Origin of the sequence: Kitasatospora viridis, from assembly GCF_007829815.1 — a bacterium.
GTDB classification, from domain to species: Bacteria; Actinomycetota; Actinomycetes; order Streptomycetales; family Streptomycetaceae; genus Kitasatospora; species Kitasatospora viridis.
In genome coordinates this window covers 174,180-198,960 of the sequence record NZ_VIWT01000009.1, presented here as the reverse complement: position 1 = coordinate 198,960, position 24,781 = coordinate 174,180, and the positions used below count along the sequence as shown (strand labels likewise).

General features: G+C 76.0%; 5 protein-coding genes. 2 read left to right on the top strand and 3 right to left on the bottom strand.

The window, feature by feature from the left end; genetic code table 11:
- Positions 1 to 34 precede the first annotated feature (34 nt).
- Positions 35 to 3,736: a choice-of-anchor D domain-containing protein gene (locus tag FHX73_RS43865; protein ID WP_145911731.1), complete on the top strand. Its 3,702-nt coding sequence runs from the start codon at positions 35 to 37 to the stop codon at positions 3,734 to 3,736.
- Between the two features lie 29 nt (positions 3,737 to 3,765).
- A complete protein-coding gene (locus tag FHX73_RS43860; protein WP_145911730.1) occupies positions 3,766 to 4,239 on the top strand; it encodes a COG4315 family predicted lipoprotein in 474 nt (157 codons plus the stop codon).
- Here FHX73_RS43860 and FHX73_RS43855 read toward each other — a convergent pair.
- Genes FHX73_RS43855 through FHX73_RS43845 form a run of 3 tightly spaced genes read right to left on the bottom strand, consistent with a single transcriptional unit; the run spans position 4,229 to position 24,741 of the window.
- Positions 4,229 to 4,759: a GNAT family N-acetyltransferase gene (locus tag FHX73_RS43855; protein WP_145911729.1), complete on the bottom strand. Its 531-nt coding sequence runs from the start codon at positions 4,757 to 4,759 to the stop codon at positions 4,229 to 4,231. The two genes, FHX73_RS43860 and FHX73_RS43855, sit on opposite strands and share 11 nt — an antisense overlap.
- A 32-nt stretch (positions 4,760 to 4,791) precedes the next feature.
- Positions 4,792 to 4,998, bottom strand: coding sequence for an MbtH family protein (locus FHX73_RS43850; protein WP_145911728.1), 207 nt, complete (start codon positions 4,996 to 4,998; stop codon positions 4,792 to 4,794).
- A 21-nt stretch (positions 4,999 to 5,019) separates the two neighbouring features.
- On the bottom strand, positions 5,020 to 24,741 hold the full coding sequence (locus tag FHX73_RS43845) for a non-ribosomal peptide synthase/polyketide synthase (RefSeq protein ID WP_145911727.1): 19,722 nt from the start codon (positions 24,739 to 24,741) through the stop codon (positions 5,020 to 5,022).
- Positions 24,742 to 24,781 lie beyond the last annotated feature (40 nt).

Here is a 24,781-nt window from a genome sequence, read left to right as displayed (position 1 = left end):
GAATTCGAGTTGCGTAGACCCGACGATCCTACGTATGACCATCCGAGCATCAGGACTGCGCCGCCCGATCTCCGCGCTGCTGACCGTCGGCCTGCTGCTCGGCGGCCTCCTGACGGAGTGCGGGGCCACCGCGCGGGCCGACGAGACGACGGTCTCCCAGGAGACCCTGCGCACCGGCTGGGACGCCAACGAGCCGGGGCTCGCGCCCTCCCAGGTCTCCAGCACCGACTTCGGCCAGCAGTTCGCCACCGCCGTGGACGGCCAGGTGTACGCGCAACCGCTGGTGGTGGGCGGCACGGTGGTGGTCGGCACCGAGAACGACAACGTCTACGGCATCGCCTCCGGCAGCGGCGCGGTCAGCTGGTCCCGCTCGCTCGGCGCGCCCTGGCCGGCCTCGACGATCGGCTGCGGCGACCTGGTCCCCAACCTCGGCATCACGGCGACCCCGGTGGCGGACCCGACCACCGGCACCGTCTACCTGACCGCGAAGGTCAACGACGGCGCGGACGCCAACCACCCGCACTGGTACCTGCACGCGCTGGACGCGGCCACCGGCGCCGAGAAGCCGGGCTGGCCGGTGGTGATCCAGGGCGCGCCGGTGAACGACCCGACCCACCCGTTCGACCCGTTCTCGGTCAACCAGCGCCCGGGCCTGCTGCTGATGGGCGGCTCGGTCTACGCGGCCTTCGGCTCCGAGTGCGACCTCGGCAGCTACGCCGGCTACCTGGCGGGGGTGAACACCAGCACCGGCGCGGTGACCCTGTGGACCACCGAGAACACCTCCAGCAGCGCCCGGGCCGGGATCTGGATGTCCGGCGGCGGCCCGGTCTCCGACGGCCCCGGACGGATCATCGTCAGCACCGGCAACGGCATCAACCCGCCGGCCGGCCCGGGCACCCTGCCACCGGGCACGCTGTCGGAGTCGGTGGTCCGACTGGGCGTCAACAGCGACGGGACGCTCTCCGCGCAGGACTTCTTCAGCCCGGCCAACGCGCCGACCCTGGACCAGAACGACACCGACTTCGGCTCCGGCGGCCCGGTGGCGCTGCCCTCCCCCGCCTTCGGCACCGCCGCCCACCCGCACCTGCTGGTGCAGGTCGGCAAGGACGGCCGGATCTTCCTGCTCGACCGGGACAACCTCGGCGGCCGCTCGCAGGGCGCCGGCGGCACCGACGCGGTGCTCGGCACCACCGGCCCGTTCGAGGGCGTCTGGGGCCACCCGGGGGTGTTCGGCGGCAGCACCCCGTTCGTCTACACGCTCGGCAGCGGCGGCCCGCTGCGCGCGCTCTCCTACGGCACCACCGGCAGCGGCCAGCCGGCGCTGACCGCGACGGCGGCCAGCAGCGAGACCTTCGGCTACACCTCCGGCTCCCCGGTGGTCACCTCCACCGGCTCGGACCCGTCCACCGCGCTGGTCTGGGTCGAGTACACCGACGGCGGCAACGGCACCAACGGCCAACTGCGGGCCTACGACGCCGTCCCGGTCAACGGCAGCCTGCACCTGCGCTACTCCGCACCGATCGGCACCACCTCGAAGTTCGCCGTGCCGGCCACCGACGGCGGCCGGGTCTTCGTCGGCACCCGGGACGGCCGGCTGCTCGCCTTCGGCCGCCCGGACAGCGCGGCGCTGTCCGGCCAACCGGTGGCCTTCGGCAACGTGATGGTCGGCGGCACCGGCAGCGCGACCGCGACCATCACCGCGATGCGCACGGTGACCGTCACCGGACTGTCCGCCGCCGCGCCGTTCGCGGCCAACCCGCCGAGCCTGCCCGTCACCCTGACGGCGGGTCAGTCGCTCGCGGTGCCGGTCACCTTCTCCCCCACCACGCCGGGCCCCGCGGTCGGCCAACTGACCGTCAGCACCGCGGCCGGCGCCACCGGCCTCGCGCTGACCGGCTACGGCACCCAGCCCGGGCTCCAACCCAGCCCCGGCACGCTGACCTTCGGCACCGTGCCGACCGGCACCACCCGCACCCTCGGCGTGACCTTCACCAACACCGGCACCGCACCCGAGACGGTGAGCGCCACCGCCGCGCCCGCCGCGCCGTTCAGCGCGAGCGGACTGCCCGCCAACGGCACGGTCATCCAGCCGCAGCAGTCGGTCGCCGTCCAGGTGACCTACACGCCGACCACCGCCGAGGACGACACCGGGAGCCTGTCGGTCACCAGCACCAGCGGCACCGCGACCGTGCAGCTCAACGGCACCGCGGTGACCGGGCAGGCGGTGCTGACCCTGACCCCGACGGCCACCGACTTCGGGCAGGTCCGGGTCGGCACCACGGCCACCGCGAGCTTCGACGTGAGCAACACCGGCAACATCCCGCTGACCATCACCAAGGCGGCCCCGCCGGCCGCCCCGTTCACCACCAGCAACCCGCTGAGCGAGGGTCAGGTGCTCGGCCCCGGGCAGGTGATCCACCAGAGCGTCGCCGTCACCCCGACCGCCACCGGCGCGCTGACCGGCAGCTACCAGATCAGCTCGGACGACGGGCGCGGCCCGCAGAACGAGACCCTCACCGTGACCGGCACGGTGCCGACCGGCGACGTGGTGCTGCCCACCCCGGGGGCCGGCGGCTGGCAGCTCAACGGCAGCGCCCAGCTGGCCGGCGACGACCTGATCCTCACCCAGGCCACCGCCTACCAGACCGGTTCGGCCGTCTTCCCGACCCCGGTGCTGACCAGCGGCCTGAGCGCCTCCTTCACCGCCGTGATGGGCGGCGGCACCGGCGCCGACGGCGAGACCTTCGCCCTGCTCGACCCGACCACCGCCACCGCCACCTCGCTCGGCTTCGGCGGCGGCGGCCTCGGCTGGTCCGGCATCCCGGGCGTGGCGGTCACCCTGGACACCTACAAGAACGCCAACGACCCGTCGAACAACTTCGCCTCGATCGCGATCAAGGGCACCAAGGACGCGCTGACCTACGCCCAGACCAACACCAACGTCCCCAACCTGCGCTCCGGCCCGCACCAGGTCTCGATCGCGGTCACCGGTACCACCGTGACCGTCTCGCTGGACGGCGCCCAGGTGCTCAGCTCCACCGTGCCGAGCCTGCCGCCGGCCGCCCTGGTCGCCTTCACCGGCGCCACCGGCGGCCTCACCGACATCCACACCGTGCGCGGGGCGGCCGTCTCCGCCGCCGGCTACGCGCTGGCCCCGCCCGGCCCGGCCGCCTGGACGCTGAACGGCTCGGCCAAGCTGAACGGCACCGACCTGGTGCTCACCCCGGCCGTCGGCAACCAGGCGGGCAGCGCCTTCGACCGCACCCCGGTCTCCGGGGCCCGGCTGCACGCGCGCTTCACCTCGCAGATCGGCGGCGGCACCGGGGCCGACGGCACCGCTCTGGTGCTGCTGGACGCCGCCAAGGCCGGCCCGACCTCGCTCGGCTTCCCCGGCGGCGGGCTCGGCTGGTCCGGCCTGCCCGGCCTGGCCGTCTTCCTGGACACCTGGCACAACCCGGGCAACCCGTCGAACAACTTCGTCGCCGTCGCCGTCAAGGGCGTGCGCGACTCGATCACCTACGCGGCCACCTCCACCGCGATCCCCGCCCTGCGCCAGGGCACCCACACGGTGGACGTGACCGCCACGCCGGCCGGGCACCTCCAGGTCGCGGTGGACGGCACCCAGGTGATCGACACGCCGGTGACGCTGCCGCCGAACCTGCTGGTCGGCTTCAGCGGCGGCACCGGCGGCGCGACCGACGTGCACACCGTAAGAAACGTTACGATCAGTTACTAGAGGCCCTGTACCGGGCCGAGGAGCACACCATGCGCAGCAGAGCAGCAGCCACCGTCCTCGCGCTGACCGCGGCCACCGTACTGGCCGGGTGCGCCCAGCAGCCCCAGGCGCGGATGGCGCCGGTCGCCGCGACGGCCGCGCCCTCCCCGCCGCCGCTCTCGGTGGAGGTGGTGGACACCCCCACGATCGGACGGGTGCTGGCCGACACCAACGGCCACACCCTGTACCTGGACACCCAGGAGCACCCCGGGGTGTTCGTCTGCGTGGGCGGCTGCACCAAGACGCGACCGCCGCTGGCGCACCAGGAGGGCGCGGCGCTGCGGCTGCCGACCGGGCTCGCCGGCATGCTCACCGTGGTCACCCGGCCGGACGGCTCGCAGCAGCTGGCCTACGACGGATCGCCGCTGTACACGTACACGGGCGACCAGCAGCAGGGTGACGTGTGCGGCATCGCCCTGCACTGGCACGCGGTGCAGCCCGCGAACGCGCCGCTCAGTCGCTGACGCCGGCGCTGCCGGTGGCGCCGGTGGAGATCACCACCACCTTGGTCACCGTGCCGTCCTCGTCGGTCAGGTCGTGCAGTTCGCGGAAGCCGATCCGGCGGCACAGCGCCAGGCTGGCCGTGTTCCCGGCGCCCACCAGGCCGTAGGCCTCGGTGAGGCCGAGGGTGTCGCCGGCGTAGCGGATCAGCCCGCGCACCGCCTCGCTGCCCAGGCCGTGCCGCCAGAAGGCGGGGGCGAGCGCGGTGATCATCTCGTGGCCGGGCACGTTGCCGGTGGGTTTGATCTCGGCGTGGCCGGCGTACTCGCCCTGGTGCCACAGCCCCCAGACGTCGAAGAGCGCACGGGGGTAGACCTCGCCGAGGATGGCGCGGAACAGCGTGCGCAGGTCGGGCTCGGGCACCAGGTCCTGGCCCATCCAGCGGCACACCTGCTCGTCGCGGAGCAGGCCGACGAAGGCGTCCTCGTCCTGCGGCCGGTAGGGCCGGAACTCCAGGCGGTCGGTTCTCAGCTCGGGTGTCACTTCGGTTCTCCTCCAGTGCTGCTGACGGTGGTTCAGGCCTGGCCGGACATCCGCTCGCGCAGGCTGCGCGGGCGCATGTCGGTCCAGACCTCGTCCACGTGGGCGGAGCACTCGGCCTCGGTGCCCTCCTTGCCGACCGGCTGCCAGCCGGCGGGCACCTCCAGGTCGGCGGGCCAGAGCGAGTACTGGTCCTCGTCGTTGCGCAGCACCTGGTAGCGGGCGGTGTCCTGGTCGTCCATGGCGGCTCTCCTCACGAGTGGTCAGCGGCTGTGCCGGGCGTGGTCGGCGATCCGGCGCAGGGCCGAGGCGAAGTCCTCGGCGAGCCGCGCCACGTCGGCCGGGTGGTGGCTGTCGGTGCGGTGGTGCCAGGTGAAGGCGAGCCGGCCGTCCTGCACGGCGCCGACCACCTCCAGGGGGTGCGATCCGGGGTCGCGGGGGTCGTGGTGCTCGCCGACCGAGCCGAGCTCGGCCAGCACCAGGCCGGTGGCGGCGGCCGGCCGGTCGGCGTCGGGCGCCGGGCCGGCGTGCTGCGGGCGGGCGTCCCACTGGCCCAGGTAGTTGAAGACCAGCTCGGCCTGGCCGAGCGCGCCGAGCCGCTCGCGCACCTCGGGCGGGCCGAAGGTGCGCAGCGCGCCGAAGCCGATCCCGTTGCCGGGCACGGCGCGCAGCTGGCGGCGGACCGATTTCACCAGGGCCCGCCAGTCCCGCTCGCCGTCCACCTGCCCGGGGTCCTCGACGGTCAGCTCGACCGGCTGGACGGTGGTGAACCAGCCGACGGTGCGGGTCAGGTCGACGCCGTCGAGCAGTTCCTCCCGGCCGTGGCCCTCCAGGTCGAGCCGGATCCGCCCGTCGCCGCCGTCGCGGCGGGCCAGGGCGAGCGCGAGGGCGGCGAGCAGCACGTCGTTGACCCTGGTCCGGTAGGCGGCCGGGGCGGCGCGCAGCAGGGCGGCGGTGTGCTCGCGGTCCAGCTCGACGGTGAGCGCGGCGGCCGGGCCGGCCGCCGCCGGGACAGTCCGGGCGGTCGGGCCGGTCGGGCCGGGCTCGGCGGCCAGCCGTTCCCAGTGCGGCAGTTCGTGGTCCAGGCCGCCCTCGCGGACGTGGTCGGCGAGCCGGCGGGCCCAGTCCCGGAAGGAGGTGGTGCGCTCGCCGAGGGCGACCGGTTCGCCGCGCCGGGCCTGCTGGTAGGCGGTCTCCAGGTCGTCGCTGAGGATCCGCCAGGAGACGGCGTCCACCGCGAGGTGGTGGGCGACCAGGAGCAGCAGCGGGTGGCCGTCGGGGTGGCCGGTGAAGAGCGCGGCGCGCAGCAGCGGGCCGTGCGCGAGGTCGAAGCCTCGGTGCAGCCGGTCGGCGACCCGCTCCAGTTCGGCGTCGGCCTGCGGCGGGGTGAGTCCGGTCAGGTCGTGTCCGGTGAGCACCTGGTCACCGGGGGCCGGCGGCGGGTTGAACTGGCGCCAGCCGTCGGGCTCCTGGGTGAAGCGCAGGCGCAGCGCGTCGTGGTGTTCGAGCAGGGCGTCGAGCGCGGCGTGCAGGGCGGCCGGGTCGGGGGCGGTGGCCAGGCGCAGCAGGGCGGACTGGTTGAACTGCCGGTGGCTGGCCCTGGGGGTGGTCAGGAACCAGTGCTGGATGGGGGTGAGCGGCAGTTCGCCGGTGACCGGACCGCTGTCGCCGGTGCGCGGCAGCACCCGGATCACGCCGGCCAGTTCGGCGACGGTCTGATGGGTGAACAGGTCACGGGTGGTCAGGTGCAGGCCGTCCCGGCGCAGCCGGGAGACCACCTGCATGCTGAGCACCGAGTCGCCGCCGAGGTGGAAGAAGTTGTCGTGCGCGCCGACCACGGGCACGCCGAGCACGTCGGCCCAGATCGCGGCGATCCGGCGTTCGGTGTCGGTGCGGGGCTCGGTGACGGGTCCGGTGGCCAGGGCGGCGGGGTCGGGGTCGGGCAGGGCCCGGCGGTCGGTCTTGCCGTTGGGGGTGAGCGGCAGTGCCGCCAGTGGGACGAGGACGGCGGGGACCAGGTGCGGGGGCAGTTCGCCGGTCAGCCGGCTGCGCAGTGCGGCGGTGTCCAGGTCGCCCGCGGGGACCAGGTAGCCGACCAGGCGGGCGGGTTCGCCGCGCACGGCCACGGCGGCGTCGGCGACCTGCGGGGCGCGGCGCAACGCGGCTTCGATCTCGCCGGGTTCGATCCGGAAGCCGCGCAGTTTGATCTGGTCGTCGGCGCGGCCGGCGTAGCGCAGTTGGCCGTCGGCGTCGCGGCGGGCCAGGTCGCCGGTGCGGTAGAGCCGGTCCCCGGGGGCGCCGTGCGGGTCGGCGACGAAGCGCTGGGCGGTCAGGCCGGGGCGGGCCAGGTAGCCGCGGGCCAGGCCCGGGCCGCCGAGGTAGAGCTCGCCGACCACGCCGGCGGGCACCGGCCGCAGGGCCCGGTCCAGCAGGTGCACCCGGGTGGCGGCGGCGGGCCGGCCGATCGGCGGCGCGGCGGGTGCGGGGGTGAGCGGGCCGGTCCAGCTGGCGACGACGGTGGCCTCGGTCGGGCCGTAGGAGTTGATCATCCGTCGGCCCGGTGCCCACTGCTCCACCAGGTCGGCTGGGCAGGCCTCGGCGCCGACGATCAGGGTGCGCAGGTCGGGCAGTGCGGCGGCGGTGCCGGCCGGCGCGGTGGCCAGCACGGCGGGCGGGATCAGCGCGTGGGTGATCCGCCGTTCGGCCAGTGCCTCGGCCAGCCGTTCGCCGACCAGCGGGCCGGGCTCGCCGGTGACCAGGGTGGCGCCGGTGAGCAGCGCCGTGCACAGCTCCAGTACCGAGGCGTCGAAGCTGGGCGAGGCGAACTGGAGCACCCGGTCGCCCGGCAGGGCCGCGTACTGCTCGGCGGCGGCCGCGGCGAAGGCGGCCAGGCCGCGGTGGGTGACCACGACGCCCTTGGGGGTGCCGGTGGAGCCCGAGGTGTAGATCACGTAGGCGGGGTGGCCGGTGTCGCGGGGCGCGGCGGGTGCGGTGTCGGGGCCGTCGGCGGTCCACAGGGCTTCGGGGTCGTCCAGCACCACTGCGGCGGCGGAGTCGCGCAGCAGGAAGGCGCGGCGCTCCTCGGGGTAGTCCGGGTCGACGGGGAGGAAGGCGCCGCCGGCCTTGCTGACGGCCAGTTGGGCGAGCACTGCGGCCGCGCCGCGCGGCAGCACCAGGGCGACCAGGGTCTCGGGGCCGACGCCCCGCTCGATCAGCCGGTGGGCCAGCCGGTTGGCGGCGCGGTCGAGTTCGGCGTAGCTGACGGGGCCTTCGGAGAGGGCGGGCGCGTCCGGGGTGCGGGCGGCCTGGCGTTCGAACAGCTCGGCCAGGGTGGCCTCGCGGACCGGCCGGGCGGTGCCGGCGGACTGCTCCAGCAGTGCCTTGAGCTCCTGGTCGCGGGCGAGCGGCAGCTCGCCGAGGCGCCGGTCCGGGTCCTCGGCCAGCGCGGTGAGCAGGGCGGCGAGCTGGGCGGCCATCCGTTCGGCGGTGGCCGCCTCGAACAGGTCGGTGCTGTAGGTGAGCAGGCCGTGCAGGGCGCCGGTGTCGGTCTCGGCGAACTCCAGGGTGAGGTCGAAGGCCGAGTGCTGGAGCTCGGGTTCCAGGTCGGCGACGGTGAGGCCGGGCAGGTCGAGCCCGGCGGCCGGGGTGTTCTGCAGCACCACCATGACCTGGAAGAGCGGGGTGCGGCCGGGGTTGCGGACCGGCTGGAGCTCGTCGACCACCCGCTCGAACGGCACGTCCTGGGCGGCGAGGGCGTCGAGCACGGTGTGCCGGACCAGGTCCAGGAAGTCCGGGAAGGCCTGGGCGGGGTCGGCCTGGGCGCGCAGCACCAGGGTGTTGACGAAGAATCCGATCAGGTCGCGGGTCTCGGCCCGGTCGCGGCCGGAGACCACGGTGCCGACGGCCACGTCCTGATCGCCCGTCAGTCGGGACAGGTAGGCCTGGGCGGCGGCGACCAGGGTGGTGAACAGGGTGGCGCCCCGGTCCCGGCCGATCCGGGCGAGCCGGCGGGCGGTCTGCGGGGGCAGCACCAGGCGGGTGCTGGCGCCGCGTCCGGTGCGGATCGGCGGGCGGGGCCGGTCGGTGGGCAGTTCCAGCGGGGCCAGGCCGGCCAGCCGTTCGCGCCAGTGGGCCAGCTGGGTCTCGTCCTCGCCGGCGGCGCGCTGGTGGTGGGCGTAGTCGGCGTACTGGATCGGCAGCGGGGGCAGGGCGGGGGTGCGCGGGTCGAGGGCGGCCCGGTAGTGGTGGGCGAGTTCGGCGGTGAGCACGGAGGTGGACCAGCCGTCGGTGACGATGTGGTGCAGGGTGAGCGCGAGCACGTGCTCGTCGGCGGCGAGCCGCAGCAGCCGGGCGCGCAGCAGCGGGCCGCGGCGCAGGTCGAAGGGGCGCTCGCGGTCGGCGGCGAGTTCGGCGGCCAGCTGCTCCTCGTCGAGTTCGGTGAGCGGCAGCGGGACGGGTCGCGGCGGGTGGACGGTCTGCCGGTCCTCGTCGAAGGTGGTGCGCAGCGCCTCGTGCCGGGCGACGACGGCGCTCAGTGCGGCGGCGAGGGCGGCCGGGTCGAGGGCGCCGCGCAGCCGCAGGGCGAGTGCGGTCGTGTATTCGGCGCTGTCGGGGGCGAACTCGGCGAGGAACCACAGGCGCTGCTGGGCGTGCGACATCGGCGAGCTGACGCCGCGTTCCACGGGGCGCAGGGCGGCGGCGGCCGGCGCGGTCGCGGTGTCCAGCAGGGCGGCCAGGCCCGCGGGGGTCGGGTGGGTGAGGACGGCGCGGGGCGACAGCTCGGTGGCGAACTCCTCGGCCAGCCGGGCGGCGAGGCGCAGGCTCAGGATGGAGTCGCCGCCGAGCCGGAAGAAGTCCTCGGTCACGCCGGGCTCGGCCTGCCCGAGGACTTCGCCGAAGATCCGGGCGGTGCGCTGCTCGGCGGGTGTGCGCGGCTCGATCCGCCGGGCCTGCGGTTCGGCCTGCGGGGCGGGCAGGGCGGCGCGGTCGAGCTTGCCGTTGGCGCTGAGCGGGAGGGCGGCGAGCGGGACGACGGCGGACGGCACCAGGTAGTCGGGCAGCTCCCGGCGGGCGTGGTCGAGCAGCTCGTCGGGGGTGGCGGCGCCGACGGTGTAGGCGACCAGTCGGCGCTGCCCGGGCGCGTCCTCGCGCGCGAGCACCGCGACGTCGGTGACGGCGGGGCAGGCGGCCAGCACCGCCTCGACCTCGCCGGGCTCGATCCGGAAGCCGCGGATCTTCACCTGGTCGTCGGCGCGGCCGAGGAACTCCACGGTGCCGTCGAGCCGGCGGCGGGCCAGGTCGCCGGTGCGGTAGAGCCGGTCCCCGGGGGCGCCGCAGGGGTCGGCGACGAAGCGGGCGGCGGTGTCGCCGGGCCGGCCGAGGTAGCCGCGCGCGACGCCTTCGCCGCCGAGGTACAGCTCGCCGGCGCTGCCGGGCGGGACGGGGCGCAGGGCGGCGTCCAGCACGTGCACGCGGACGTCGTCCAGCGGGCGGCCGATCGGGAGGGTGTCGGGCACGGCGGCGGGGTCGGTGAGGGGGTGGGCGGTGGCGAAGGTGGTGGTCTCGGTCGGCCCGTAGCCGTCGACCAGGGTCAGCCCGGGGCAGGCGGCCAGCACCCGGCGGGCGGCGGTGGCGGGCACGGTGTCGCCGCCGGTCCACAGGCGGCGCAGACCGGTGAAGCAGTCGGGCGCGTCCTGGGCGAGCAGGCGGAACAGGCCGGCGGTGAGCCAGAGGGCGGTCAGTCCGGCCCCGGTCACCAGACGGCGGATCAGCTCCGCGTCCACCGGCCCTTCGGGCGCGATGACGATCCGTCCGCCGGTGAGCAGCGGCGCCCACACCTCGAAGGTGGCGGCGTCGAAGGCGACCGGCGAGTGCAGCAGCACGCCGTCGCTCAGGCCCCCGGCGAACCGGCTGTCGGTGGCGAGCGCGGCGACGTCGCGGTGCCGGACCGCGACGGCCTTGGGGCGCCCGGTCGAGCCGGAGGTGAACATCACGTAGGCGAGCTGGTCGGGGTGCGGGGCGGGCAGGCCGGTGCGGGGCGCGGGGCGGTCGCGGACCGCCTCGACCTGGTCGGCGGTGAGCCGCAGCGCCGCGCCCGCGTCGGCGAGCAGCGCCTCGCGGCGGGCGGCCGGGGCGCGGGTGTCCACCGGGAGGTAGGCGGCGCCGGCCTTGAGGACGGCGAGTTGGGCGACCACGAGTTCGGCGGAGCGGTCCATCAGCAGGGCGACCCGGGATTCGGGCGCCAGGCCCTCGCCGCGCAGCTGGGCGGCGAGGGCGTCGGACCAGTCGGCGAGCCGGCGGTAGGTCAGTTCGCGGGGGCCGTCGAGGATCGCGACGGCGTCGGGGGTGCGGGCGGCCCGGGCGGCGAAGAGCGCGACCGGGGAGCGCGGGTCGGCGGGGCGGGCGGTCGCCTGCCAGTCCTGGAGCAGCAGCCGGTCCGCGTCGGTGAGGGCGTCCAGGTCGGCGAGGTCTCCGCCCAAGCCGGTCGCCAGGTGGGTGAGCAGGTGGGTGAGGCGCTGCGCCGCGCGTTCGGCGGTGGCGGCGTCGAACAGCGCCGGGTCGTAGGCGAGGTCGAAGCCGAGCCGGTCGTCCAGGTAGGCGCGCAGGCAGAGCGGGAAGGTGGTGGCGTCGTCGGTCCGGACCTCCTCGACCCGGACGCCGGAGCGGGCGGCGGCGGCCTCGTCCACCGGGTAGTTCTCGAAGACCACCATGCTGTCGAAGAGCGCCTCGCCGGCCGGCACCGCGCTCAGTGCCTGGATCCGGGCGAGCGCGAGATGGTCGAACGGGCGGGCCTCGCTCTCCCGGCGCTGGAGTTCGCGCAGCCAGGGCAGTACCGCACCGCCGCGCGGCACCGGCACCCGGGTCGGCACGGTGTTGATGAACATCCCCACCATGGTCTCGACGCCGGGCAGTTCGGCGGGCCGCCCGGCGACCGTGGTGCCGAAGACCACCTCGTCGCGGCCGCCGGCGCGGGCCAGCAGCAGCGCCCAGGCGCCCTGGACCAGGGTGTTGACGGTCAGTCCGCCGTGCGCCGCGCGCTCGCGCAGGCGCCGCGAGAGTTCGGCGTCCAGCTCCTGGTGCACCATCGCCGAGGAGCGGGCCCGGTGGGCCTCGGCGGGCGTGCGGTCGAAGGGCAGCGGGGTGCGGGTGGTGAAGCCGGCGAGGACGTCGGCCCAGTGGCGCTCGGCGAGCCGCTCGTCCTGGGCGGCGAGCCAGCGCAGGTGGTCGGCGAACGGGCGGCGGGTCGGCGGCTCGACGACCCCGCCGGGCGCCGGCGGCTCGACCAGGCCCGCGTACCGGTCCTGTACCTCGGCGAGCAGTTGGCCGCTGCTCCAGCCGTCGAGCGCCAGGTGGTGGGTGGACCAGAGCAGCAGCAGCTGGTCGTCGGGCAGCCGGGCCAGGGTGAGGCGGGTGAGCGGGGCCCGGGCCAGGTCGAGGCCGGCGGCCCGGTCCTCGGCGAGCAGCCGCTCGGTGCGCTGCTCGCGTTCGGCCTCGGTCAGCTGCCGCCAGTCGACCAGGGTGATCGGCAACTCGACCTGTTCGTGGACGAGTTGGACGGGCTGCGGGAGGCCGTGGCGGCCCCAGTGCACGCTGGTGCGCAGCGCCGGGTTGGCGTCGGCGGTGCGCTGCCAGGCGGTGGCGAAGGCGGCCGGGTCGGCCACGCCGGAGAGCCGGACCAGGATCCGGTCGAAGTAGGCGTCGGCGTCGTCGACCAGGCCGTGGAAGAGCATGCCCGCCTGCAGCGGGCTGAGCGGCAGCAGGTCGCTGACGCCGCGTCCGTCGCCGACCAGCGCGTCGACCTGGGGCTGGGTCAGCTCGACCAGCGGGTAGTCGCAGGGGGTGCGGCCGCCCGCGCCGGGCTCGGCGCAGTGCGCGACGATCTCGCGCAGCGCCTGGCACATCCGCTCGGCGAGCTCGCGCACGGTGGGCTCGTCGTAGACGGCCGGCGGGTAGGTCCAGCCGAGTTCGAGCCGGCCGTCCTGCACCACGCCGGTGACCTCCAGCAGGTACGGGCGTTCCTGCGCCGGGTCGCTGTCGCGTCCGACCGGCGGCAGGGCGGACCGGAACAGGCCGGTCTCGGCGGCGCCCACCTCCCACTGGCCGTGGTAGTTGAACCCGACCTGCGGGCTGGGGAGTTCGGCCAGTGCCGGGTCGGCGGCCAGGTGGCGCAGCGCGCCGAAGCCGAGGCCGTGGCCGGGTACGGCGCGCAGCTGCTCCTTGACGGAGCGCAGTGTGTCGCGCACCCAGTCGTCCTGCTGACCGATCGTCAGGGCGACCGGGTACTCGGCGGTGAACCAGCCGACCGTCCGCGAGAGATCCAGTTCCTCGAACAGGTCCTCGCGGCCGTGGCCCTCGACGCCGATCAGCACCGTCTCCCCCGCGCACCAGTGGGCCAGGGTGCGGCCGAGGGCGCTGAGCAGCACGTCGTTGACCTGGGTGCGGTAGACGTCCGGCACCTGGCGCAGCAGGGCGGCGGTCGTCGCGGTGTCGAGGGTGGCGGTGAGGGTCTCGGCGGCGCCCTGGGTGTTGCGACCGGGACCGCCGGGCCGGCCGGCGGGCAGTGCGGCCCCGGCGGCGCGCGACCAGTGGGCCGACTCGCCGTCGAAGGCGCCGTCCTGGGTGTGGCGGGCGAGGCGGGCGGCCCAGCTGGTGTAGGCGCTGGTGGTCTCGGGCGCCGTGTCCCGGTCGTTCTCCAGGTCGGCGAGCAGGATCCGCCAGGAGACGCCGTCGACGGCCAGGTGGTGGATGGTGAGGACGAGTCGGGGACTCTGGTCGGGCCCGAGGTCGAAGAGCAGGGCGCGGATCAGCCGGCCGGCCACCGGGTCGAGTGAGGCCTGGGCGGCTTCCACCTCCTGCTCCAGCGAGGCGGTGCCGTGGTGGCGGCTGACGACGGTGTGCGGCGGCGCGTCCAGCACCTGCTGGCGCCAGCCCGCGGCGTCGCGGTGGAAGCGGGTGCGCAGTGCGGCGTGCCGGCGCACCAGCGCGTCGATCGAGCTGCCGAGGGCGTCGAGGTCGGTGCCGGGGGCGAGTTCCAGGTGCTGGGTCATGCTGAACCGCATCGGGTCGCCCGGCTGGAGGCCGTCCAGGTACCAGCGCTGGATCGGCGTCAGCGGGGCCTCGGTCGGGGCCGGTTCGGCGAGCGCGGCCGCGCGCGTGCCGACGTGCGGGGCGAGTTCGGCGATGGTCTGGTGGCGGAAGACGTCCTTGGTGGTGAGGGCGAGTCCGGCCTGCCGCGCCCGGGAGACGATCTGGATGCTCAGGATGGAGTCGCCGCCGAGCGAGAAGAAGTTGTCCCGGGCGCCGACCGGCCGCACACCCAGCACCTCGGACCAGATCCCGGCGAGCGTGCGCTCGACGCCCTCGCGCGGCTCGACGTGTCCGGCCGCCGCTGCCAGCACCGGGGCGGGCAGGGCGCGCCGGTCGGTCTTGCCGCTGCTGGTGCGCGGGATCCGGGCGAGGCGGACGAAGGCGGCCGGAACCATGTGCTCGGGCAGGGTGCGGCGCAGCTGGGCGCGCAGCTCCTCGTCGTCCGGGGTCCGCTCCCCCGCCAGGTAGCCGACCAGCAGCACGCGTCCGGCGTGCTGACTCGTCGTCACTACGGCTTCGGTGACGCCGGGTTGGTCGAGGAGGGCGGCCTCCACCTCGCCGGGCTCGATCCGGAAGCCGCGGACCTTCAGCTGCTGGTCGGCGCGGCCGAGGAACTCCAGCTGCCCGTCGGCTCCCCAGCGGGCCAGGTCGCCGGTGCGGTACAGGCAGGCCCCGGGAGCGCCGAACGGGTCGGCCACGAACCGCTCGGCGGTCAGGGCGGGCCGGCCGGCGTAGCCGCGGGCGACCTGCGCACCGCCGAGGTACAGCTCGCCCGGCACGCCCGGCGGCACCGGCCGCAGCGCCGCGTCGAGCACGTAGGCGCGCTGGTTGCGGCCGGGTCGGCCGATGGCCGGCAGCGGCCGGTCGGCGATCCGCAGGTAGGTCGCGTCGACGGTGCACTCGGTGGGCCCGTACATGTTGTAGGCGCTCACCCCGGCGTGCGTCCGGGCGGCGGCCAGCTGCGCCCAGAGGTCGGGCCCGAGGGCCTCGCCACCGACGAGCAGCACGGCCGGGCGGTGGCGCTCGGATGCCAGCAGTCCGGCGGCGAGCAGCTCGCGCAGGAAGGACGGGGTGACGTTGACCCAGTCCAGCCGCTGCTCGGCGACCTGGGCGCAGAACGCCTCGGGGTCGAGCCGGACCTCCTCGTCGATCAGGTGCAGCTGCTGGCCGGCGGCGAGCAGCAGCGGGCCGATCCAGAAGGTGTCGAAGGAGGGCGAGGCGCTGAGCGCGGCCTTCAGCCGGCGGCCGTCGGCGGTGTGCGGGGCGATCAGGCCCTGCTGGTGGTCGTGGCAGAGCGCGGCGAGTTGGCGGTGCTCGACCGCGACGCCCTTGGGGCGGCCGGTGGAGCCGGAGGTGTGCACCAGGTAGGCGGTGTGCTCGGGGCGCAGCGGCGCGGTCCGGTCGGCGTCGGTGGGGTCGTGGGCGGGCAGCGCCGCCCAGGGCACTCCGCCGAGCGCCTCGGGCGTCAGGACCAGCCGGGGGTTGCTGTCCCGGAGCAGGAACTCGGCGCGTTCAGCTGGCAGTTCGGGCTCGATCGTGACGACCGTGCCACCGGCCTTGAGCACGGCGAGCAGGGCGACCAGCAGGTCGCTGGTGCGCGGCAGGCGCAGCGCGACCAGCTGCTCGGGGCCCACACCGGCCGCGATCAGGTGGTGGGCGAGGCGGTTGGCGCGCGCGTTCAGGGCGGCGAAGTCGAGGGTGGCGTCGCGGGCGACGAGCGCGGTGGCGTGCGGGAGGCGTCGGGCCTGCTCCTCGAAGCGGGTGTGCAGCGCTCCGCCGGGGACCGGTTCCACCGCCCCCTGCCAGTCGGCCAGCACCCGCTGCCGCTCGCCGTCGGTGAGCAGGCGCAGGTCCGCGGCGGTGCGGCCCGGGTCCTCGGCGGCCGACTCCAGGAGCATCCGCAGCCGGTCCGCGAGTCGCTCCACCGTGGCCGGGTCGAAGAGCCCGGTGTTGTACTGGAGGTACCCGGTCACTCCCCCGTCGCGTTCGACGAAGTCGAAGGCGAGCTCGAAACTCGCCTGCCGCACCGGCGGGGTGACGGCCGCTACGGTCAGGCCGGGCAGCTCGGGCAGCTCGCCGCCGAGGTTGTGCAGGGCGACCATCACGGCGAACAGCGGGGTGCGGCTGGTGTCGCGCTCGGGCTGGACGGCGTCCACCACCCGCTCGAACGGCACCTCCTGGTGCTCGAAGGCCGTCAGCACGGCGGCCCGGGTGCCGGCCAGCAGCTCGCGGAACGGGGTGCGCGGGCCCATCCGGCCGCGCAGCACCAGGGTGTTGACGAACATGCCGACCAGGTCGGTCAGTTCGGAGCGGTCCCGGCCCGCCGTCACGGTGCCGACGGCCACGTCCTGCTGTCCGGTCCAGCGGGCCAGCAGCAGCTGGACGCCCGTCACCAGCACCATGAAGAGCGTCGCGTCGGCCTCCCGGCCGCGCTCGCGCAGCCGTTCGGTGAGCGCGGCGGGCAGGGTGAACTCCAGTAGCGCGCCGTCGCGGGTGCGCTCGGCCGGGCGGGGGCGGTCGGTGGGCAGCTCCAGCGGCGCCAGGCCGTCCAGTTCCCGCCGCCAGTGGTCGAGCTGGCGCGTGACGTCGCGGCGGCGCTGCCAGGCGGCGTAGTCGGCGTAGCGCACGGGCAGTTCGGGCAGCCGGGCCGGGCGCTGGTGGTGCGCGGCGGCGTAGAGCTCGCCGAGGTCGCGACCGAGCACGGCGGTCGACCAGCCGTCGGTGACGATGTGGTGGACCGTCAGGACCAGCACGTGCTCGTCGGCGCCGGTGCGGACCAGCCGGGCCCGCAGCAGCGGGCCGGCGGCCAGGTCGAAGCCGGTGGCGGCCTCCTGTTCCAGGGCCGCGTCGAGGTCGCCGTCGGTCAGCGGGCAGTCCACCGGTCGGGGCGGGTGGACCAGCTGGTGCGGGCGGCCGTCGCGTTCGGCGAAGGTGGTGCGCAGGCTCTCGTGGCGGGCCACCAGGGCGTCGAGGGCGACGCGCAGGGCGCCGAGGTCGAGCGGGCCGCGCAGGCGCAGCGCGGAGAGCGTGTTGTACTCGGCGTTGCCGGGTTCGAAGCGGTCCAGGAACCAGAGCCGCTGCTGGGCGGGCGAGAGCGGCACCTCGGCGCCGGGGTCGAGCGCCGGGATGTTCCCAGCAGTGTCAGGGAGTTGGCTGGTGGTCAGCTCGGCGGCGAGCGCGGCGACCGTGGGGTGGGTGAAGAGCAGCCGGGGGGAGATCTCCGCGCCGAAGGCCTCGCGCAGCCGCGCGGTGGCCCGCACGGCCAGGATGGAGTCGCCGCCGAGCGCGAAGAACCCGTCGCCCGCGCCGAGTTCGCCGGTCAGTCCGAGCACGTCCGCGAAGGCGGCCGCGACGGCCCGCTCGGCGGGGGTGGTCAGGGTGGTCCGCTCGGCCTCGGTGGCCAGCCCGTCGGCGCCCGGTGCGGGGAGCGCGCGCCGGTCCAGCTTGCCGTTGACGGTCAACGGGAGGGCGGCGAGCGGGACGTAGGCGGCGGGCACCATGTGCGCGGGCAGCAGCGCGCCGAGGTGTTCCCGCAGCTCGGCGGCCGAGGGCGCGCCGGCCGTGCCCGCGGGCGCCACGGGCACCACGTGTGCGACCAACCGCCGTGTGCCGCCCGCGTCCTGGTGCACCCCGACCGCCGCCGCGGCGATGCCGGGGTGGCTGCGCAGCGCGGCCTCGATCTCGCCGGGCTCGATCCGGTAGCCGCGCAGCTTGACCTGCTGGTCGGCGCGGCCGAGGTAGGCGAGGGTGCTGCTCCCGTCCTGCGCTGCCCGGCGGCGGGCCCGGTCGCCGGTGCGGTACATCCGGGTGCCTGGCGCGCCGAACGGGTCGGCGAGGAACCGGGTGGCGGTGAGGCCGGGGCGGGCCAGGTAGCCGCGCGCCAACCCCTCGCCGGCGACGTACAGTTCGCCGATCGCGCCGGGCGGCACGGGCGCCAGGTGCCGGTCCAGCAGGTAGACCCGCAGGTCGGGTATGCCGGTACCGAGGCCGTCGCCCGCCAAGTCGAGCGGCGCGTAGGTGACGTGCACGGTGGTCTCGGTGATGCCGTACATGTTGACCAGGCGCGGCGCGCCCTGCGGGTGGCGCGCGTACCACGGCGCCAGCTGGCCGGTGTCCAGCGCCTCGCCGCCGAAGACCACCGTGCGCAGCGCCAACCGGTCGCCGAGCTCGGGGTGTTCGGCGTCGGCGCGGATCAGCGGGTAGAACGCGGAGGGGGTCTGGTTGAGCACGGTGACCCGCTCCTCGACCAGCAGCCGCAGGAAGTCCTCCGGGGAGCGTGCGGTGTCCTCGGGCACCACGACGAGCCGGCCGCCGTGCAGCAGCGGGCCCCACAGCTCCCAGACCGAGAAGTCGAAGGCGTAGGAGTGGAAGAGGGTCCAGACGTCCGCGCCGGAGAACGCGAACCAGTCCCGGGTCCGCTCGAACAGCCGGACCACGTTGGCGTGCGGCACCACCACGCCCTTGGGCACGCCGGTGGAGCCGGAGGTGTAGATCGCGTAGGCGGGCGTGTCGGGCAGCGCCCGGCGGGCCGGCGCCAGGGGCTGACGCGCCGCCAGGTCGGCCCGCACGCCCGGCTCGTCCAGCCGCAGCACCGGCACGGCCGCCGCCACCGGGCCGGCCGCGACCACGGCGACCGGCGCCGCATCGGCGAGCAGCCGGGCGATCCGCTCGGCGGGCAGCGCCGGGTCGACCGGCAGGTAGGCGGCGCCGGTCTTGAGCACGGCGAGGATCGCCACCACCTGGTCGGCGGAGCGCGGCAGGGCGAGCAGGACGAACCGCTCGGGCCCGGCGCCCAGCTCGGCCAGCCGGTGGGCCAACCTGGCGGCGCGCCGGTCGAGTTCGGCGTAGTCGAGCCGCTCCTCGCGGTGGCTGACGGCGATCGCGTCCGGGGTGCGGGCCGCCTGCGCCTCGAAGAGCTCGGCCAGGGTCGGCTCGGGGCGGCCGTGCGCGCGGCCGCTCCCCTCGGCCAGGATCCGCTGCCGCTCCTCGGGGGTGGTCCAGGCGAGCCGGTGCAGCGGCCGGTTCGGGTCCTCGGCCAGCTCGGTGAGCAGCAGGCGCAGCCGGTCGCCGAGCGAGCGGATCGTGGCGGCGTCGAACAGGGCCGGGTCGTAGGCGAGTTCGAGGCCGAGCCGGTCGGCCTGGTGGGCGCGCAGCACCAGCGGGAAGCTGGTGGCGTCCCGGGAGGAGACGTCGAGCAGGCGCACGCCCGCGGCGGCGGTGCGCTCGGCGTCGAAGGGGTAGTTCTCGAACGCGACCATGCTGTGGAAGAGCGGTTGCCCGGCGCCGAGCGGGTGCTCCCCACCGCCACCGCCGCCGAGTTCGGCGAGCGAGACGGTGGCGAACCGGCGGTCCTCGGCCTGGGCCTGCTGGAGGTCGCGCAGCCAGTCGGCGGCGGCCCGGTGGCCGTCGACCCGGACCCGGGTGGGCAGGGTGTTGATGAACATGCCGACCATCGACTCGACGCCGGGCAGTTCGTCGGGGCGGCCGGAGACGGTGCTGCCGAAGACCACCTCGGGCTCGTCGGCGTAGCGGGCCAGCAGCAGCGCCCAGGCGCCCTGCACCAGGGTGCTGACGGTCAGTCCGGACTGCCGGGCGGTGCGCGCCAGCCGCTCGGTGAGCGGCTCGGTCAGGCCGGTACGGTGCACGGCGTCCGAGCGGCTGCGGTGGGATTCGCGCGGCGGGCGGTCGAAGGGCAGCGGGGTCGGCTCCGCGAGGCCGGCCAGCACTGTGCGCCAGTGCGCGCGGGCGGCGCCGGCGTCCTGCTCGGCGAGCCAGCGCACGTAGTCGCCGAACGGTCGGCGCAGCGCCGGCTGGGCCGGGCGGCCGGCCACCAGCGCGGTGTACTCCTCGCAGACCTCGGTGAGCACCTGGGCCAGGCTCCAGCCGTCCAGGATCAGGTGGTGCGAGGTCCAGAGCAGTCGCAGCCGGGCGCCGGGCAGGCGGATCAGGGTCAGGCGCATCAGCGGGGCGGCGGCCAGGTCGATGCCGAGGGCCTGGTCCGCGGCGCGCAGCCGCTCCAGGTCGGGCTCGGTGTCCCGGCCGTCCAACTGGGTGACGGGCAGCCGGACCGCCCGCTGGACGACCTGCACGGGCGCCGGGACGCCCTCCCAGACCACCCGGGTGCGCAGCGCGGGCGTGCGGTCGGTGACGCGCTGCCAGGCGAGCGCGAAGGTGTCCGGGTCGCTGATCCCGTCGAACAGCAGGGCGGCCTGGTCCAGGTAGACGTCGTCGGGCCCGCCGATCAGGCGGTGGAAGAGCATGCCCTCCTGGAGCGGGGTGAGCGGCAGCACGTCCTCGACCCCGCGCCCGTCGCCGACCAGCGCGTCCAGCTGGGCCTGGTTCAGCCCGGCGAGCGGGAAGTCGGACGGGGTGCGGCCGCCGGCGCCGGGCTCGGCGCAGTGCTCGACGATCGCGGCGAGCGCGCCGGCCATGCCGTCGGCGAGGGCCTGCGCGGTGGCCGCGTCGTGCACCGATTCGCTGTAGTGCCAGGTGAGTTCGAGCTCGCCGTCGGCGACCAGGGCGACCACGTCGAGCAGGTGGTCGAGCGGCTCGTCGGCGGCGCTCTCCCGCCCTGGCACCTCGCCGGCGGGTGCGAAGGCGCCGCCGGGGGCGGCCTGCCACTGGCCGTGGTAGGTGAAGCTGACCTGGGGCAGCGGCAGTTCGGCGAGCGTGCGGGCGGCGGGGTCGGGCGAGCCGAGCCGGGCGAGCGCCTCGAAGCCGAGGCCGCGCCGGGGGACGGCGCGCAGCTGCTCCTTGACAGCCTTCAGGGTGGCGGCCCAGCCGTCCGGCGCCGGGGTGAGGGTGACGGGGTACTGGCTGGTGAACCAGCCGACGGTGCGGGAGAGGTCGAGCTCCTCGCGGCCGTGGCCCTCCAGCAGCACGGTGACCCGCTCGGCGCGGGCCCAGTCGGCGAGCACCCGGCCGAGCGCGCTGAGCAGCACGTCGTTGACCTGGGTGCGGTAGGCGGCGGGGACGGTGCGCAGCAGCGCCTCGGTGGTGGCGCGGTCGAGACGGGCGCGGACGGTGCGGACCGAGCCGGCCAGTGGGGTGCCCGGGCGGTCCACGGGCAGCGGGCTGCGGGGCGCGGCGGCTTCGGCGAGCCAGTGCGGCAGGTCCTCGTCCAGTTCGCCGGCCCGGACCCGGTCGGCGAGGTGGGCGGCCCAGTCGGCGAACGGGACGGGTTCGGGGGCGAGTTCGATCGGCCGGCCGGCGGCGGCCTGCTGGTAGGCCTGGGCCAGGTCGGCGAGCAGGATCCGCCAGGAGACGCTGTCGACAGCGAGGTGGTGCGCCGTCAGGAAGAGCTGACGGTCGTTCAGCAGGGCGGCCCGGAAGAGGGTGCCGGTCTGCGGGTCGAGGGCGCCCCGGGCGGTGGCGGCGGCCTCCTCGGGGTCGGTGTGGCCGGTGCTGAGGATGTTTCGCGGGATGTTTCGCGCACCCGCGAAACCTGGCTGCTGCCGCCAGCCCTCCCCCGTGCGGCGGAACCGGGTGCGCAGCGCGGGGTGGCAGGCGGCCAGCGCCTCCAGTGCGGCCGCCAGCGCCGCCGTGTCCAGCGGCTGCGGCAGGTCGAGCAGCAGCGACATGCTGAAGTGCCCGAGCGGCCCGTGGGTGGCCAGGAACCACTCCTGGACCGGGGTCAGCGGGGCGGGCCCGTCCGCCCGGACCCGTGGCGCGGCGGAAACCTCGGGCCCCGCCGCCCCTGCCGCCCCGCGGGCCACCGCCGCAGCCGCCAGGTCGGCGACCGTCTGGTGCCGGAAGACGTCCTGCGAGTCCACCCGCAGCCCGGCCGCCCGGGCCCGGGTGACGGCCTGGATGCTGAGGATGGAGTCGCCGCCCAGCTCGAAGAAGTTGTCCGTGGCGCCGACCGCCGCCACGCCCAGCACCTCGGCCCAGATCCCCGCCAGGGTGCGCTCCTCGGCGCTGCGCGGCGCGACGAACTCCCGCTCGCGCTCCTGCGGCTCGGGAGCGGGCAGGGCGCGCCGGTCGAGCTTCCCACTGGTCGTCAGCGGCAACTCGGCGAGCAGCGTGTAGGAGCTCGGCACCAGGTGGTCGGGCAGCACCCGGCGCAGCGCGGCGCGCAGCTGACCCGCCGTCGGGCGGGCCCCGGCCGCGGGCACGGCGTAGGCGGCGAGCCGGGTGTGCCCGCCGCGGTCGGTGACGGCGACCACGGCGGCGCCGGCCACCTCCGGCAGGTCCAGCAGGGCGGCCTCGATCTCGCCGGGTTCGATCCGGTGGCCGCGGACCTTGATCTGGTCGTCGGCCCGGCCGAGGTAGTCGAGCTGCCCGGAGGCTGCCCAGCGGGCCAGGTCGCCGGTGCGGTACATCCGGCTGCCGGGCGCGCCGTACGGGTCGGCGAGGAAGCGTTCGGCGGTCAGGCCGGGGCGGTTGGCGTAGCCGCGGGCGAGCTGCTCGCCGGCGAGGTAGAGCTCGCCGCCGACGCCCGGCGGCACCGGCTGGAGCCGCCCGTCGAGCACGTAGGCCCGCACGCCCGGCAGCGGCCGTCCGACCAGCGGCCGGTCCGCACCGTCCACAGCGTCCGGGGCGCCCACCCGGCAGGCGAGCGCGTCGATGGTGCACTCGGTGGGCCCGTAGAAGTTGTACGCGGCCAGCCCGGCCCGCCCGCCGAGCTCGCGCCAGAGCGCGGGCCCGAGCGCCTCGCCGCCGAGCATCAGGGTGCCGGGCCGGTGGCGCGGGTCGGTGAGCAGGCCGGCGGGCAGCAGTTGCCGCAGGTAGGAGGGGGTCAGGTCGAGGAAGTCGATGCGGTGCTCGACCACGTACTCGACCAGCGCGGCCGGGTCGAGCCGGGTGGTCTCGTCGACCAGGTGCAGCGGGTGGCCGTCGGCCAGCAGCAGCAGTCCCTCCAGCGAGGTGTCGAAGGAGAAGGCGGCGGTCAGCGCGACCCGCAGCGGCCCGCCGCCGGTCTCGGCGACGAAGCCTTCGCGGTGCGCGGCGAGCAGGTTGCCGAGCGAGCGGTGCTCGACGGCGACGCCCTTGGGTCGGCCGGTGGAGCCGGAGGTGTAGACGAGGTAGGCGGTGTGCCGGGGCAGCAGCCCGGTCACCGGGTCGTGCTGCGGCAGGCCGTCCGGCAGCTCCCGCAGGGCCTGCTCGTCGAGCACCAGCGCGGGCCGGGCGTCGTCCAGCAGCAGGTGCACCCGGTCGGCGGGCAGCGCGGGGTCCAGGTAGAGGAAGGCTGCGCCGGACTTGAGCACGGCGAGCAGCGCGGTGACCAGCTCGGCGGTGCGCGGCAGGCGGACGGCGACCAGCCGTTCGGGCCCGGCGCCGAGGCCGATCAGGTGGTGGGCGAGCCGGTTGGCCCGGGCGTTCACGGTCGCGTAGTCGAGCCGGTCGGGGCCGGCCACCAGGGCGAGGGCGTGCGGCGTGCGGGCCGCCTGACGCTCGAACAGCTCCGGGTAGGTGGTGGGCGGCAGCTGACGGGCCGTGCCGCTCCACTCCTCGGTCAGCTGCCGGGCCTGCTCGGGCGAGAGCAGCGGCAGGGTGTCCAGCGGCCGGTCGGGCTCGGCCGCGGCGGCGGTGAGCAGCCGCACCAGCTGTTCGGCGAGCCGCTCGGCGGTGGCCGGCTCGAACAGGTCCGTGCGGTACTCGACCAGGCCGGCCAGCGCCTCGCCGTCGGGCACGAACTCGATGCTGAGGTCGAACACGGCGGCCTGCCGGGGCACTTCGACGGTGCTGAGCTCGCCGCCGGCGGCCGGCGGGTCGGGGTGGAGCAGCACCATGACGTCGAAGAGCGGGTTGCGCCCGGCCTCGCGGGCGGCACCCGCCACCTCGACGACCCGCTCGAACGGGGTGTCGCCGGCGGCGAAGGCGTCGTTGACGGTCTCGGCGGTGGCGGCGAGCAGCTCGCGCAGCGGGCCGGCGAGCCGGACGGGGGTGCGCAGGGCGACGGTGTTGACGTAGAGGCCGACGGCGCGTTCCAGGTCGGTGCGGGTGCGGCCGGGGGTGAGCGAGCCGACCGTCACCTCGCTGCGGCCGGACCAGCGGGCCAGCAGCGCCTGGCTGACGGCGACCAGGGCGCCGAACAGGGTGGTCCGCTGCTCGGTGGCCAGCCGGCGCAGCCCGGCGGTGGCCTCGGCGGGGACGGTGAAGGTGTGCACGGCGCCGGGCCCGGCTTCGGCGCCGCGCCGGGGGTGGTCGAGCGGCAGTTCGGGGGCCGGGTCGGCGCCGGCCAGCCGCTCGCGCCAGTGGGCGAGGCGGCGTTCGAGTGCGGGCCCGGTGAGTTGGCCGCGCTGCCAGGCCGCGTAGTCGGGGTACTGGACGGCCACCGGTGGCAGCGGTGGTGCGGCGGGGTCCAGCAGGGTGCGCAGCTCGTCCAGCAGGATGCCCATCGACCAGCCGTCGGTGACGATGTGATGGGCCGTCAGGACGAGCACCTGGGATCCGGTCGGCTCGCCGAGCAGGCGGGCGCGCAGCAGCGGGCCGGTGGCGAGGTCGAAGGGGCGGGCGTACTCGGCGAGCAGGGCGGCGTCCAACTCGCCCTGGTCCAGCTGCTGGACGGGCAGCGGCACGGGTGCGGCCGGCCGGACCAGTTGGCCGGGTGCGCCGTCCGCTCCGGCCGGGGCGAAGACGGTGCGCAGCGCCTCGTGCCGCTCGACCAGCCGAGCGAGAGCCCCGGCCAGCCGTGCCGGGTCGGGCGCGGTGGCGAAGCGGACGGCGACGGCACTGTTGTAGCGGGGGTCGCCGGGGCGCAACTGATCCAGGAACCAGAGCCGTTGCTGGGCGGAGGAGAGCGGCAGCGGTCCGTCGCGGTCGGCGCGCGGCAGCCCGGCGGGGGCCGCGGCGGCGCCGGCGGGGGTGGTGCTGCCGCGTCCGGCCAGCCGGCGCCGCAGCTCCTCCTGCAGGGCCTGCGGCAGGGCGGCGGCGCGGTCTCGGTTCGAAGACGTCATGCTGGTCGGGTCCTTCACCGTGTCGTCGGGTGCGCCGGTG

Coding starts and splice junctions, on each gene's coding strand:
- FHX73_RS43865 (WP_145911731.1), top strand. CDS start 35: ATGACCATCCGAGCATCAGGACTGCGCCGCCCGATCTCCGCGCTGCTG.
- FHX73_RS43860 (WP_145911730.1), top strand. CDS start 3,766: ATGCGCAGCAGAGCAGCAGCCACCGTCCTCGCGCTGACCGCGGCCACC.
- FHX73_RS43850 (WP_145911728.1), bottom strand. CDS start 4,998: ATGGACGACCAGGACACCGCCCGCTACCAGGTGCTGCGCAACGACGAG.
- FHX73_RS43845 (WP_145911727.1), bottom strand. CDS start 24,741: ATGACGTCTTCGAACCGAGACCGCGCCGCCGCCCTGCCGCAGGCCCTG.